The organism is Rhodococcus sp. T2V (assembly GCF_029269925.1).
Lineage (GTDB): Bacteria > Actinomycetota > Actinomycetes > Mycobacteriales > Mycobacteriaceae > Rhodococcus_F > Rhodococcus_F koreensis.
In genome coordinates this window covers 21,376-34,805 of sequence record NZ_JARJBD010000070.1, presented here as the reverse complement: position 1 = coordinate 34,805, position 13,430 = coordinate 21,376, and the positions used below count along the sequence as shown (strand labels likewise).

Genomic DNA, 13,430 nt, shown 5'->3' with positions numbered 1-13,430 from the left:
ACGCGTTCGTAGGCGAGCCAGTTCACTGAGGTCATCTCGCAGGATCAGCACAAGCGACTCGCGGATGGCGGTGCCGAACGCAGGGATCTTCGGCTACGTTCGCGGAACGTCCCTATGATCGCGATCATCTGAACTCCGGCAATGCATTGACACCCCGCCGTGCGGTCGTGTGTGTTGGTTGTCGGCGAGATCTCCACTCAAGCGGACGCCCAACGAAGCTACGTACTCCCTGGGGATGAAGCATGCGTTCAGCCATCCTTGCGACGGCTCCGAGTCATCGTGTGCAATCGCGGCCGGACAATAGCCTTTCGGATGTGGCGACAACACGATTGACAGATACCCGCGATGATCTTTGCCGATGATGGCCTCATCCGTGAACTGGCGTCACGGGCAGTCAGGTCGCCGATCTCGGACGTCACGCGAGTATGACCGCTTTGGAGTCCGGTGCTCCCACGCCTGCGAGTCGATGTGCGTTAGGCGGCGGTTCTCGGTCCGCGTGGGCGCGGACCGGGGGAGACCCCGAGCGCCGCGAGCGGGCCCCGCTCGTCTTCGGGTAGCGCGTCTGCTCTCCATTTTTTCACGGCCCGGTAGAGCCACTGGCCGACTTGGTCGCCGTCAGCGTTGACATAGTTCGCGGGGACGAGCGCGTTGCCGTGTTGCTCACGGTAAGCGGCGATTTCGGCCAGCATTCGACGGCGCTTACTGTCGGCCCGAGTTACGGCGGGTAGCGGGGCATCATCTTCGCTCCACACGAAGCCGATTGAATCGAGTTGGTGAATGCGCTCTGCCGGAAGCGTCCCGAGCATTCGCGCGACGCGCTGGCGGTACTGCCAGCGACCGAGCTGGAAGCCACATTCAGTGACGTAGTTCTCGGGTATTGCTGTGTGGGGATGTTGTTGCCGGAATGCTGAGTACAGGTCGAGCGCCGAGGCTGCGGACCGGTGAGTACGCATCGAGATCAGTCCTTCTGTGGAATCTATATATTTGTAAAGTACATAGCGTCTTCTTCGACTATGTCAACCACATTGACCGCGTGTCACGAAGATCACCCGGATCGAGGTAAGGCGACCGCCAGACCGTCGCTGAGTATCTGCCCACCTCAGACTGCTCGATCGTGTCATTTTCGGAGTCGCTCTTCTGTCGGACGGCCGAAGACATTCCCGCCAGTTGGATCAGTGCGAAATGGAGGCGTCTCAATCCTCTAGTTCGCGTTCTTGTTGAGCTGGTGGGGATCCGAGGGATCCTCGCCATGGTTGGCACCTTCTAGCTCCTCGCAGGTCCGAAGCTCCGCGTCCGCTGACAGAATGATGTCTGACCAACGGGGATTCACTGTCGCGCTGAGTGTTCAGGCCGTGGAGGACTAGGAGTATCAGCTGGTGGTGGTTGCAGGTGAACCGGGCATGCGCGTGAACCTCCACCCACGAGATGCTGTGCAGTCCGGGGGGTGCGGACTGGTTGGATTTCTAAAGGGTTTCGGTGAGACGAGCGTTTGTCGTGAGCCGGGATCTATGGCCGTATTCCCGCGCGCCCAGCTTCCGAGGAGTGGGCCCAGATCGTGTTCTGCTCAACGCTTGAATCAGCGATGTTCTGTTCGAAAACCTGTCACGGATTGGCAGGTGGACCTTACTTAGCAGTAGTGTTCGCCGGGTTCTCGACGTGGGGAGACCATTGCCTTCTCTGTCGGCGGTGTCGACTACGAGATCGACCTGAAGGACGAGAACGCCAAGGAATTCCATAGCACTCTCACCTACTACATCGAGCATGCAACTCGCGTCGGTGGTAGGAAGCGTCGGTCGACTCCTTCAGTGAAGTCATCACGAGGGCGCAAGCGGGCAAAGGAAATTCGGGAATGGGCGACCACGGAGGGCTATGAGCTGTCCCCCCGCGGACGTATCCCCGGTCAGATCGAGGAAGCGTACAGCGCAGCTCGCTGACTGAGTCCACGCTTTCGCGCGAGTTCGACAAAACAGCCTCCAGCCAGCTCATTTCGAGTTGGCCGGAGGCTGTAGCAGTTCCAAGGTCAGGAGGCGGACGACGCTTCGATCAGTGCTTGGCGCTGGTTGGCTCCGAGGCCACCGATTCGACGGGTCTCGGCGATCGACAGTTCCTCGAGGAGCTTCGCGGCCTTCACGGATCCGACGCCGGGGAGAGCCTTGAGTAGCGCCGAGACCTTCGTCTTCTTCACGATTTCATCGGTTTCGGCCTTCGTGAGCACCGCTTCGACGCTGAGGTCTCCAGCTTTGACTGCGGAGAGGAGTTCGCTACGCGCTTTGCGCGCTTCAGCGGCCTTCGCCAGTGCCTCGGCGCGTTGTTCCGGTGTTAAGACAGGTAGTGCCATGATGGTGCTCCTTGTTGCGTTGTTCGGCCAGATCGTCTGGCTGTCCATCGCCATCGTGCCAGGTGGAACGGGCATGTCCGCCTCCTGAGCGGTTGGGACCGACCTCCGGATGGCTGTTCTTCCGTCTACGGTTGTGGGTCGACGGTGTATTCGAAGAATACGTCGTCTGGGTGGTCATCGGCGCAAAGCCGCTTCTCGATACTTCGGCAGCATGAGTATGGGGCGGCGTGCTACCCACATCCGTGCCGTCGCTAGAAGGGCCAGTCGAAGGTTCCTCACTTTCGTGCGCTCGGATGGATTGCGCAATGGAGTCGGTGGTGGCGTGTGTGTCAGTGCGGCATGATTCGCCATTGTCGGTCATAGTCGTCATACGAGGTAATGGTCGTGGAGGTGAGTGATGGATCCATTCGAGTTCGTTGCTCATATTCCCTGTCCGCACTGCCGTGTGGGGATTGGTGAGCGGTGTGTCACCAAGGACGGGTACGTGCGGAAGATCCCCTGCCTTCACCGCGTGAAACTCGCTAAATGGCCTGACCCGGAGGAGCTTCTAGATACTCAATCCGAGTCGGAGCGTGATGATGGCGAGCTTGGGGGCTCCCGCGACGGATGAGGTGCGCCCCACAATCCGACGCGACGGCTGGTGCACAGGATCCCACGACCAGCATGCTCCGACCATCTGGCCCCTGCCTAGTGCGGGCCGCTGCGACAACGTCGTCCGCTACTTGCCGGGACCACCAATGCACGCGAGTGTCCGCGAACTCGTGCCCACCGAGAATCGACTGGCGTCCGCCTCACCGACTTGAAGGAAAAGTCGTTCATCGCGCGGCGACGCAGCCGCCTCGTGACTATGGTGCAGACGCAACGACATGCTGGTTACCCTACCCACATATTTGTCCAACACGCTGTAGGACAAATATGGATCTGTCGGCACGCATGGTTGCGACAGCAGCTATCCGGGGATGGCGATGCATTGCCGCCCATAGCGTCTCGACAAGTAGATGCCCGGAGCGATGGTCCCAATTCGGCACCTGGGGTATGTCGGGCGCCATCCTCTCCTTCAGTGGATGGAGGTGGGGTTCGGGTCCGGCAACTGGTCGACCGGGTGACGCGACTCGCTAGGAGGGCACGAGGTAGGAGGACAGCCGACGAGCGGCGAACTGGGAGAAGTAGTCGACTTTCGCGTCGTCGACCAGCCCGGGAAGGAAAACCTTCCACGCGGTGGTCATGCGCTCAGGCAGTTCCGTCAGTGTGTCGGTTGCCGCTGCCAGTAGACGCGTGCCGAATGCCATCTCCAGCAGCAGGCGGCCCACATCATCCGGATTTGTGTCAGCGCGGAAGTCGCCTTCTTCGACTGCCCTTGCCGCCAATGCCTGGCAGGTTGCGATCCAGTGATCGACGACCACGCTCCCGGTGCCTCGGAAGTCGCCCATCTCGTTGAGAAGGCGGAATGCGGCCAATACCAGGTCGTCATTGTTGGACGGGTCGATCATCACATACGAGATTCCGATCAACGTTTCCAGAGCTGGTGTGCGGGAGTCGAATTGTTGAGCGCACGCCGATTCGAGGTTTGCGCAGCCCTCGTCGATAATTGCCCGTGCCAACTGCTCTTTCGAGCTGAAGTGGAAGTACAGCGAACCCTTCGTCACCCCGGATTCGGAGATGATCTCCTGTAGGCCCGCCTTCACGTAACCCAGGCGGTTAAACACCTCAGCCGCGGCGGCCACTACAGCCTGCCGCGTAGCGATTGCACGCTTCTGCAAGGTGTTCCCTTCTGCGTACGGCATCGATCATATCAAACCTACAGGTCGGTATTGGCAATGCAAAACTGGACAAATATCCTGTTTTCTTGGTGCGCACGAAGTCCCCGGTGAGCCGACTCCCGGCCCGCCCCCCTTCTTGGAAGGTTAGCGGCGGTGGGAGGTCTTTCTGAGGCCGCCGGGGACCCTCTATGGGAGGATGTCTGCGCCGGTCGGTGGAATGAACAGGCCGGTCGACGGCCTGACGAATTCGCAGAAGTCCGATTCCGACGCCGCGGCCTGGCTGCCGCCGAATAAGGGCTACCGGTGCATATGCATCTCCAGGCAGATTGACGTGAAGGCCCCGGCTGTGGGTGACCCAGGCGGAGAAGGATGCGATGAGCCAGGTCCCGCACTCATGCTGAAAATAGTGTCGTCGTGCCGAGACGCGCGGACTACGGTAACTCGTCGATGGTGACCCATCTGGGGTCTATCCCGGCGCGGAAGCCTTTCCATGACGGGTGGCGGAGCCGCCAGTCGGGGGTGAATTCGCGGTACTCGACGGTGCCGACCAGAGACGGTTCGACCCAACGGGCGTGAGCGGCAATCTCATCGGGGACGTAATTGTCAAAGGGACTGGTGGGGCGTTCGAGTGGCCGGAGCAGCATAAGCGTTCGTCGCCGGTCGGCTTCGGTGAAGCCGGATCCGACGTGCCCGATAAAGACCAGGCCGACCTGGTCCGCGTTGGCGCCGACGATCAGTGATCGCAACCCACCGTGGCTCGTAGCTTCCCACCCGCCGACGACCACTTCGGCGCTGTTGAGTAGCGGAGTCTTGACCCAGTCTGGTGAGCGGCGTCCGGGCTGATACGGTGCGGTCATTCTCTTGGAGACGATTCCTTCGAGCCTTTGCTCGTCGGCCAGCTGGAGCATGGCCTCACCGTCGACGTCGACCCAGTGTGGAAGGACTTGCAGCGCCTCGCCTCCCAGTCCGAGGTTCAGGTCGGCAAGAAGTTGTCGGCGCTCGACGTACGGCCACCGCAGGATCGGTCCCCCGTCGTGCGCCAGCAAATCGAAAATACAAAAGGCGACCGGTACGGCGCGCTGCAGCGCGGGCGGTGGATCCTGGACGAGTATCCGCTGTTGGAGCAGATCGAATCGCGGTCGGCCACGACTGGCCGCGGGCGCAACGATCTCACCATCGACGATTACGCCGCTGCCTGGGTTGATCTCGGAGAGTCCGGCGGCGATCTCCGGGTATGTGGTGGTGATGTCGGCGTTGTTGCGGCTGAACAGGCGCACTGCGGTCGGGGTGATGGTGGCGATGGCGCGTACACCGTCGATTTTCATCTCGACGGCCCAGTCGTCTCCACCCGGTGGTGGGCCGAGTGTCGCCAGCATCGGTCTTACCGGGCGGAGAGGTGGTGCGGGCTGGTGGGCGGGCACAGTGCTGATTGTGCCCTCCGTGATCTGCGGTCGGCAGTCCTGGCGGGCAGGGAAGGGTGATCGGGGGCCGCCGGCTCGCCCGCGTACACCGTCGTCGCTGTGGTGCGGACTCCGTTGTCGCGAAATCGGCAGGATCTCGGCACTGGTTATCCGATCAATCGGTGTCCACCGTCGGTGAGCTGGGGAGAGAAGCGTGTCAGCTGGAGTTGGTTGTGGCGGATGGCCATATACGGAACCGAGTACCGTCTCTGTCGTAACGGTCGATCTGGGCGATACCACGTCGGGGTGGATGGGGCCGGTGCGTTTCGTTAATCGCGTGGAAGTCTGATTCGAATGTCTACTCGCTCGATGTTCCACCGCTGAGCGTGACCAGGTACCTGGGCATGCTCAGAAATATGCCACTGCGGCCCCCGGTTTGGGCACATTCGTAGGATTCGTCGACAAGCTAGTCATGGCCGACTTCGATTCAGCGGCAGCATTTTCCATGCGCTGGGCAAGCCGGCCCGGCGGGCGGAGGAGTCGTAAGGGGTGGCAGATGGGTGTACGCCAGCCAGCAGGGTTACTGGCGGGTAGGGCAACCGTGAACTCTCACGGAATGCACGGCGCGCCTCGCGTTCGGTTCCAGGCCTGGGCGTTAGACTCAGATCTACGCTTCTTGCGCGAGGTGGTCATTTGGTGCGTGCTGGTCGGGTGCGTTCGTGCACTCTGGAGAATCTCGTACAACGCGGCCCGGTTTCGGTGTCGTCCGAGTCGGCAGTGCCGGGTACTCAGAGAGGTATGCCGGTCCCGGGGGCATGCGGACAACGAGAGCGGGCTGGGACGAATTTGCCTCATCAGGGCGTTGGCGGCGTAGCTGCAAGTCCGTCGGATCGGCGGGCGTGTGACGAACCCGATCGCGTGGGTGATCCACCACGCCGAACACCACGGCATTCACCCCGCAGTGGTCGGTGATCGTGGGGGCGCCGCCCAAGAGCCCGAAGTTCACATGTGAGCTCCACTCCCTGGAATGCTCGGCAGCCGGGTGCGGGACAACGAAGAGCCTCGCGAGAGCCGCTGCGGCGGCGGACCTGTCGATTCGCTTCTCGTTGAGTTGGCGCCTGCTCAATCGCACAGTTCACCGAACCTGATCCACTAGATCTGTGCGCTTCGGTCATGCCTCCGAAGTGCCGGCCGTGGCCAGAAATAGCAGGGCAAGCCCATTGATGTCGCGGCCGCGAGCAGTGAGCGGTGGACGGCCCTCCGGCCAGCGAAGGGGGACGCTGGCGGGAGGGCCTGGCTGCCACCGGGGCCGTCGAGCCCGCTGTGCAGCGTAGGTCGGGAGTACCCGTGGGACATGGAGTTACTCCACGGACCCCGCCCGCAAGATCTCGATCGCACTGCGATCCGCGGGCGGCCGCACACCTGCTCGCCACATCCGTGGCCGGGAACGCTTGCCATCCCACATGGCCTGGGCGCCCAGCGGCTGGCGACGTGAGTTCGGCTGGTGGGCGAGCGCGAGCCATGCTTATGCTCCGAGGGCAGAGGGAAGGTGCAGTTCATGAGTGACGAGAGCGAGAAGAAGCAGGCGTCACCCGGTGCGTTGAGCGTGGGCACCCGGGTGCTGGTGCGGAGGCGGTCCGAGGCGGCGACTGGCGTCATCGTCGAGGACTACGCCGAGCTGACCGACACCGCCGAACGTGGCCACGAGTGGGCACTGGTGCATCGGTGGGCGGTGGCCCTCGACGACGGGCGTTTGGTCTTCGCCGACACCGAGGACCTCACCGTCGATATCGGAAAATAGGGCTCCTTGCATTGGGGGCGGCACAAACTGACTGTGTGGTCCGCGAACGTTCGGACGAGCTTGTCAACGCTTCCCCGAGATCAGTCCAAGCATGCGACTGGACATTGTATGGGCGCCTTCACCGACACCGCGGCAGTCCCGAAATTCGCCGTCCAATCCGGCCGCGAATCTAAAAAGGGACCCGCTGATCTGCCGAGGCTCGCATATGGTCCGCGGTGGCGGTGAACGGTTCACGAATACGAGAAAGTGGACAGTTGCGGGTGCGCCTGAAGAAGCGGAGCGCGCCCTGAATGAGACCGGGTGCGGCACGGAGGCGACCGCGTCGACCTGATTGCTGACCGATCCTGTGCCGGAAGAGGAGAATCTGCCGGATGAGTAGCACCGACGACTGGAACGCGAACATCATTGCTGAATTCCGGGCAAACGAGGGCCGAGTTGGTGGCCCATTCGAGGGTGCGCCGGTGGTGCTGGTTCACCACCGGGGCCGGAAGACCGGGCGAGATCGGGTGAGCCCGATGATGTATCTGCCAGAGGAGGAAGATCCGGACACGATTTACGTCTTCGCGTCCAAGGCGGGCGCACCGACCAATCCCGACTGGTACTACAACCTCGTCACCGCCGGTGAGGCAGAGATCGAACGGGGCACCGAGCAATACGCGGTAACCGTCGGTGAGGTGACGGGCGAGGAGCGGGATCTGCTCTTCGCCGAGCAGGCGCGGCGGTATCCCGGCTTTGCCGACTACGCGGAGAAGACTGCGGGCATCCGGACAATTCCCGTGCTGGTGCTGCGCCGCAGGTGAGAATCGATGAGGGTCCGGGCAGGCGGGGCATCCGGGCCGTTCTGAGCGCTCGGGTGCAGTTCCCGCAGGTTGGCGGCTGGGGACAGGCTGGAATGTTACGTGGGGTTGTGGCGGGCGCTGCCGCTGGTGTGGTCGGTGGCGCGTCTGAGCACGTGTCCCTGACGACCTGATGTACTCAGGTGCGGCCAGGCGATGGTTCGACTCTACACCGAACATGAGCGGATGAGTGGCGACACTTCTGCGGTTCGTGGGCGTGCACTTCGCATTGGTCGATCCTCGGTGATCGTGCTTAAGTCTGGGACTGGGCCGTCGAACAGCTAAGCCTCGGACCCCGTCGCTGTCTGCACGCTCGGGTTGAGCCCAGTGGGTCGCGGCTCAGGGGTGTGCTTGGCGCCGGGTGTCGGTGCGGGTGGGTTTGGTGTCGCTTATGTTGTGGTCCAACGCCATACGACTGCGGGGCGGCCGGTGGCTTGTACTCGGACGCGTTCGTCGGTGCGTTCGAGTCCGGGTATCGCCTTGAGCGTGCGATTGAGGTTGCCTTGATCGGGCCGGTTGCCAGCGAGTGCGGTGGTGACGGTAACGGCGTGGGTGGCGGGGAATTCTGCGCCGAGGAGGGCCCGGGTGAATGTTGTGTCCCGCCAGAGGAGGCTGGTGGCGAGGATGCGGCGTGCGGCGGCGACGATGCGGTCGTGGTCGAAGGCGAGGCTGCCGTGTTCGTCGAAGCCGCGCCACTGCGTCGCGGTGGCGGGGTCGGTGGTGATGTTGTCGCCGGTGATGACGGCCCACATGGCGATGGACAGGGTCGGCCCGCGTGGGTCGCGGCTGGGTTCGTCGAACACCGCGAGTTGTCCCACTGCCAGGATCGCGTCGTCCGGGATCCCGAGTTTGGTGGTGACGGCGCGGCGGGCGGCCGTTTCGAGGCGTTCACCGGCGCCGAGAAGGACACCGGGCAAGGCCGTGTGCCCGGTGTACGGCTCCCAGCGGCGGGGCGCGACGCCGTAGCGCAGCGCGTCGGGTTCCGGGTTGCCGAACCGGAGCGCGACCACGTCGACGGAGACGGATGACTGTTCCACACCTGTGATCATGCGATAGCGGGCTCTCGGACGTGACGGGCGGCCCGGCTGGGACCGCTGGAGGTGAGTACCACCGGTGCGTCGACCAGCGATCCGAGGTGCGTCGCGACCTCTGCCGGATGGGTCGGCAACTCCGATGTGTCGGGGGTGAGTGCGGACAGGACGTCGGTGAGGTGTTGTTGATGCGCGAGGTCCCGCCACGGTCCGAGAGGGAGTAGGTCGCCGACGTCGGGGTACCGGCGTGCGCTGCGGATGGGATTCCCCGCGGCTGCGGCGCGGGTCACCGCGTCGAGGTGGGTGACGGCCAGACTGTCTACACTGCCGCATACGTTTGCGGCGTACCGCAGCAGTACCTCGTCGAGGTCCCCGATCCGGAAGGCGCCCTGGTAGCTGCCGGTATCGTTGTGCAGTTCGGGAAGGACCGCGCCGAGTTCCGGGTTCTCGGTGGGCATCGGCCCTGCACCGTGCCGGGTGGTGTAGGTGCGGGTGACGCCGAGCACGTGGCTGCCGCGACCCTGCTTGTCGGAGAGGGCGCGCGCATTGCTCGGTTCCACGGTGGACCAGGTGGTGTGCGGGTGGAACCCGCGCCACTCGTCGAGCAGCACTCCTTGTGCGCCCTCGTAAACCGAGCGCCCCTGGTTGGCGAGGGCCGCGAGATCACCATCCTCGGCGATCCGGACAGCGGCTACGAATTCGGAGTACATCGTGACCATGTCGTCGAGGTCGGGCCACCGATGGACGCTGGGGGCGACCAGGCCCCGATAGTGGTCGGCCATCGCGGAGAGTTTGGCGCGCAGAACGGCTGGACGGTGGCAGTCTCCGACGGTGGGTGCGTCCGGGTGATCGAGGGCGTAGGCGGCGGTCTCCCCGATACCCTTGCCGCACGAGCCGTGCCTGCCGTTACCGCGGGCATCCTCGCGGGCACGGTTAGCGGCCACGTGGATCGGGGTGGTCAGTAGCGCGGCGGCGTCGATGTGCAGTAACTGGAGCGGATTCGGCACACCCAGGCCGGCCAGGGCGCGGGCCTCGGCGGCGAGGGCGATCGGTTCGACGAGGACATGCGGGGACAGCACCGTCGGGACGCCGGAGAAGGTCCCGGACCCGAACTGGGAAAAGGTGTGGTGGCGACCGTCGACAACGACGTTGTGCGCGGCCTGCGCGCCGCCGTTGAACCGGACGACGGCTGCGACATCGAGGCCGGCGCCCGGTGAACAGAGCCAGTCGACGGTGGCGCCCTTGCCGGCGTCGCCGAAGCCCAGGTCGACGACGATGATGTCGCAGTCACCGAACACCGTGGTCATGGGATCTCCTGTCGTAGAAGGGGAGTCGGGAGGCGAGGCCTGAACCCGGCGCGGGGAACCCGACGCCTCGCCTCTCGAACGGGTGTCAGGTGAAGGACACGTCGTCGCTGCCGGGCGGATCGATCGGCAGTGGGCTCACCGCGACGGGGGAGCGCGCCGCACCGAGGGCGGCGAGCGCGTGACCGACGGTGTCCGCTTCGGCGGCGGAGCCGACGTCACGCAGGTCCGCAAGACCTTCGCCGAGGTCGATGCGGTCCTCGCCCATGCCGACCGTCAGCGCGATCAGCTCGCACACCGCGCCCGGGTCGTCCAGTTTGAGGAACCGTTCCCCGAGCAGACGCTGCCAGTGCTCCGCGATCTCGGGATCGTGGTAGTACGCAGACTGATTTGGCAGTACGAAGTAGACGTTCCAGCGCCGTTCGAGTTCCCGGTACACCGACGCGACGGTGACATCGCGGTCGAGGTCGTCGCCGATCACCGTGCGCACGTGCCGGGCCGACAGTCGGGCCTTGTTCAGTTCGTCGCCGATGATGAACAGGTAGCCCTTGTGGCCGCGTTTGTCCCACGCGTCCGTGGCGGTGTGACGGGCCATGAAATATGCGGCCAGTTCGTAGCTTTCAGATTTCTGACCGCCGCCGTTGCCTTCGAGGAAGATGGTGCGGAGTTGCTCGTCCATGGCGTTGCCGGACTCGAATTGACCGACCTGCAGGGGCACTCGGTCGGAGTCGGCGTCCCCGATGCCGCCGAACAGGATCTGCGGGTCGTCGGCGTAGCCCTTGCGCTGCAGCAGACCGTGTAGTTTGCCGAGCTTGTCCTGCATGATCCGCGGTACCGCGCCCATCGAACCGGTGACGTCGAAGAGCACGGCGATCGGGAGCGATTCGGGGTGCCCGGCCGAATCCCGGCATTCCCGCACTGTCACGCCCAGCGGGTCCAGGGTCGGATCGGCCTTCCACTGATCCATCGGTTGTGCGTACATCGCGCTGGTGTAGCCGAAGTCGTCGACGCCGCGGGCGGCGCGGAACGTTCTGGCCGCGGTGTAGGTGTCGTCATCCCACTTGCCGTATCCCATGGTGGATCACTGTCCTTTCGTGGTGGGCATGGTGAACGGGCGGAAGCGTCGCCGCCCGTACAGCGTGTCGAGCAGGTCGTCGAACTCGTCGAGCAGATCGACGGCGTCAGGTCGCAGACCAGGTTGGGGTTGCATGCAGCCGCGGGCGAACGCGCGCAGGCGGTCCGGGGCCGTATCGGAGAGCATGGTCAGCATCAACCGATGGGCCATGAACACATCCCAGGCCGGGGTTGCGGGGGAGTCGGTGGAACTTTCCGGTGGATAGTGGCCCCGCCGAGAGGGGATCGTCGCCAGAGGAACGGTGCCGGGGCGGGTGGCGAACGACCATCCGGCCAGCACTACCCCGTGCCGCTCAGGGTGAATGAGCACGTTGTCCGCGGTCACCGCGGTGTGCACCCACCCGGCGCGATGGGCGGCGGCCAGAGCCCGCAACATTCGCCGGTGCATCCATACCCAATCCCGCGGATCGAGCCCATCCGGGTAGCCGGCCTGGACCTCGGCGAGGGTGACGAATCCGGTGGTCAGCGAGTCCAGCACGTTCACCTGCCGCCGGGCGCCAGTCACAGGGTCGGCGTGGGTGAGGTGGTCGATCAGTTGCGGGAAGTACGCGCGCAACCAGTCGTTCCCGCCCTCGGCGGACACCGCGATCTCAGTGAGCGCGGCCCGCTCCGCATCGATCAGAACGTTCGAGGCGACATTGCGGGGAACCTTCACCACAACGCCCGCGCCGCCGCTGTCGGTGGCATGGTGCAGGTCGGAGATCGAGCCGCGGGCGTGCCGGGTCCCGAGTCGGTAGTAGCCGTTTCTGCCGTCCACGACGGTGGCTGTGGCCGCGTCCATGGTGGTCGTGGCGCGCTGCCAGCGGCGGTACAGGTCGGACGCATGTGTGAATGCCGTTGCGGCGCGGGCGGTGTACGCCGGATCAACCCGATCCGGGTGAATCAGAACCGACAGGCGGTGGAAGCGCCGACGGGCTGCGCGTTGAGCTGCCGGGTCCTGGGCTATTGGGCCGAACAGATCACTCGGCACGGTTGCCGCGCCGACAATGTCGAGTGCCTCCGTCATCGTTTCCATGGTTTTAGTCTAAACGACTAAAACAAGGAAATGCAATCACCTTGGGGCCAGGCAGATGAAGATTGATCTATGGCCGCTGGCTGCGTACTGAGCGGGGCGGACGGTGCTGGCGACTGAGTCTGGGTCCCGCTACAGGCGTCTGCGGCTCAGCGGTGCGTCGATGTAGCGGTTGTCTGCAGTGACGGATGTGTCGTACCTACCTCCGACAGTCAAAGGCAATCATCATCCGTCGGCGTCCACGGCTCTAGCCGTCGAGTGGCCTACGCGACCACCCACTTCAGCGATCCGGCCCGCTCTGCGACCTACCAAGCCTGGTCGCATCACGACAATTATCACCGACCCACACCGGGCCGTCGCGTGGATGAAGTGGCGGCACATAAGAAGCGGGACAAGAGACGATGACCGACGTTTACCGTGCATCGTCGACACCGACGCCGGAGTCGACGATGCACTCGCACTGCTCACAGTCATGGACGCTTCCGGAACGGAGTTGATCGGAGTCGGCAGCGTCTTCGGCAACTGCACGGAACAGAAGGCCGCATCTAACGCGCTCGTTGTACTCGCGGCCGCCGGCTGGGTCGACATCCCTGTCTGCGTCGTCGGCCACGGCCCGGACCGGCGCCGGCGACGCGCTCACCCCACGGCGCCGACGGGCTTGGCGATCGAGGCTTCCGGCGCCGGATGGGGTGTCGCCGTCCGGGAAGTCGGCGGTCGAGCAGATCCTGCGAATCGGTCGTGCACAGCCCGGGCAGGTGAATCTGTTGCTCCCGGGCCCGCTGTCCAACGTCGCCGCCGCTCTTGAGCAGGACCC

General features: G+C 64.3%; 11 protein-coding genes and 2 pseudogenes. 5 read left to right on the top strand and 8 right to left on the bottom strand.

Annotated features, from left to right (window positions below):
- Positions 1-473: 473 nt before the first annotated feature.
- Positions 474-953, bottom strand: a complete 480-nt coding sequence (locus tag P3H15_RS38535; RefSeq protein ID WP_276142069.1) for a helicase associated domain-containing protein — start codon at positions 951-953, stop codon at positions 474-476.
- Positions 954-1,655: 702 nt separating this feature from the next.
- On the opposite strand from P3H15_RS38535, the pseudogene P3H15_RS38530 reads away from it, so the two are divergent.
- A pseudogene (locus tag P3H15_RS38530) lies at positions 1,656-1,934 on the top strand (Lsr2 family protein); the annotation flags it as partial.
- Positions 1,935-2,020: 86 nt separating this feature from the next.
- Here P3H15_RS38530 and mihF read toward each other — a convergent pair.
- Entirely contained in the window at positions 2,021-2,338 is a 318-nt protein-coding gene (gene mihF / locus P3H15_RS38525; RefSeq protein ID WP_005564740.1) for an integration host factor, actinobacterial type, read from the bottom strand.
- A gap of 1,115 nt (positions 2,339-3,453) precedes the next feature.
- Complete coding sequence (locus P3H15_RS38520; RefSeq protein WP_276142068.1) at positions 3,454-4,122, bottom strand: ScbR family autoregulator-binding transcription factor; 669 nt, start codon at positions 4,120-4,122, stop codon at positions 3,454-3,456.
- Positions 4,123-4,321: 199 nt separating this feature from the next.
- Here P3H15_RS38520 and P3H15_RS38515 point away from each other — a divergent pair.
- A pseudogene (locus tag P3H15_RS38515) lies at positions 4,322-4,499 on the top strand (HNH endonuclease); the annotation flags it as partial.
- A 30-nt stretch (positions 4,500-4,529) separates the two neighbouring features.
- Here P3H15_RS38515 and ligD read toward each other — a convergent pair.
- Entirely contained in the window at positions 4,530-5,474 is a 945-nt protein-coding gene (gene ligD / locus P3H15_RS38510) for a non-homologous end-joining DNA ligase (protein WP_276142067.1), read from the bottom strand.
- A 1,582-nt stretch (positions 5,475-7,056) separates the two neighbouring features.
- On the opposite strand from ligD, the gene P3H15_RS38505 reads away from it, so the two are divergent.
- On the top strand, positions 7,057-7,299 hold the full coding sequence (locus tag P3H15_RS38505) for a hypothetical protein (RefSeq protein WP_276142066.1): 243 nt from the start codon (positions 7,057-7,059) through the stop codon (positions 7,297-7,299).
- 371 nt (positions 7,300-7,670) lie between these two features.
- On the top strand, positions 7,671-8,099 hold the full coding sequence (locus tag P3H15_RS38500; RefSeq protein ID WP_276142065.1) for a nitroreductase family deazaflavin-dependent oxidoreductase: 429 nt from the start codon (positions 7,671-7,673) through the stop codon (positions 8,097-8,099).
- A gap of 425 nt (positions 8,100-8,524) precedes the next feature.
- Here the strand turns inward: P3H15_RS38500 and P3H15_RS38495 are convergent, their stop codons facing one another.
- From P3H15_RS38495 to P3H15_RS38480, 4 genes are all read right to left on the bottom strand, one after another.
- Positions 8,525-9,172, bottom strand: a complete 648-nt coding sequence (locus P3H15_RS38495; protein ID WP_276142064.1) for an NUDIX domain-containing protein — start codon at positions 9,170-9,172, stop codon at positions 8,525-8,527.
- Positions 9,173-9,180: 8 nt separating this feature from the next.
- On the bottom strand, positions 9,181-10,473 hold the full coding sequence (locus P3H15_RS38490) for an adenylosuccinate synthetase (RefSeq protein WP_276142063.1): 1,293 nt from the start codon (positions 10,471-10,473) through the stop codon (positions 9,181-9,183).
- Between the two features lie 85 nt (positions 10,474-10,558).
- Entirely contained in the window at positions 10,559-11,545 is a 987-nt protein-coding gene (locus P3H15_RS38485) for a hypothetical protein (protein ID WP_276142062.1), read from the bottom strand.
- Between the two features lie 6 nt (positions 11,546-11,551).
- Positions 11,552-12,610, bottom strand: coding sequence for a hypothetical protein (locus tag P3H15_RS38480; RefSeq protein ID WP_346348825.1), 1,059 nt, complete (start codon positions 12,608-12,610; stop codon positions 11,552-11,554).
- A 370-nt stretch (positions 12,611-12,980) separates the two neighbouring features.
- Here P3H15_RS38480 and P3H15_RS38475 point away from each other — a divergent pair, with 370 nt between their 5' ends.
- A complete protein-coding gene (locus P3H15_RS38475; protein ID WP_346348824.1) occupies positions 12,981-13,421 on the top strand; it encodes a nucleoside hydrolase in 441 nt (146 codons plus the stop codon).
- The last annotated feature ends 9 nt before the right edge of the window (positions 13,422-13,430 follow it).

Excerpts from the sequence above, each read along its gene's own strand:
- P3H15_RS38535 (WP_276142069.1), bottom strand. The coding sequence starts at position 953 with ATGCGTACTCACCGGTCCGCAGCCTCGGCGCTCGACCTGTACTCAGCA.
- mihF (WP_005564740.1), bottom strand. The coding sequence starts at position 2,338 with ATGGCACTACCTGTCTTAACACCGGAACAACGCGCCGAGGCACTGGCG.
- P3H15_RS38520 (WP_276142068.1), bottom strand. The coding sequence starts at position 4,122 with ATGCCGTACGCAGAAGGGAACACCTTGCAGAAGCGTGCAATCGCTACG.
- ligD (WP_276142067.1), bottom strand. The coding sequence starts at position 5,474 with ATGCTGGCGACACTCGGCCCACCACCGGGTGGAGACGACTGGGCCGTC.
- P3H15_RS38505 (WP_276142066.1), top strand. The coding sequence starts at position 7,057 with ATGAGTGACGAGAGCGAGAAGAAGCAGGCGTCACCCGGTGCGTTGAGC.
- P3H15_RS38500 (WP_276142065.1), top strand. The coding sequence starts at position 7,671 with ATGAGTAGCACCGACGACTGGAACGCGAACATCATTGCTGAATTCCGG.
- P3H15_RS38490 (WP_276142063.1), bottom strand. The coding sequence starts at position 10,473 with ATGACCACGGTGTTCGGTGACTGCGACATCATCGTCGTCGACCTGGGC.
- P3H15_RS38485 (WP_276142062.1), bottom strand. The coding sequence starts at position 11,545 with ATGGGATACGGCAAGTGGGATGACGACACCTACACCGCGGCCAGAACG.
- P3H15_RS38480 (WP_346348825.1), bottom strand. The coding sequence starts at position 12,610 with ATGACGGAGGCACTCGACATTGTCGGCGCGGCAACCGTGCCGAGTGAT.
- P3H15_RS38475 (WP_346348824.1), top strand. The coding sequence starts at position 12,981 with ATGAAGTGGCGGCACATAAGAAGCGGGACAAGAGACGATGACCGACGT.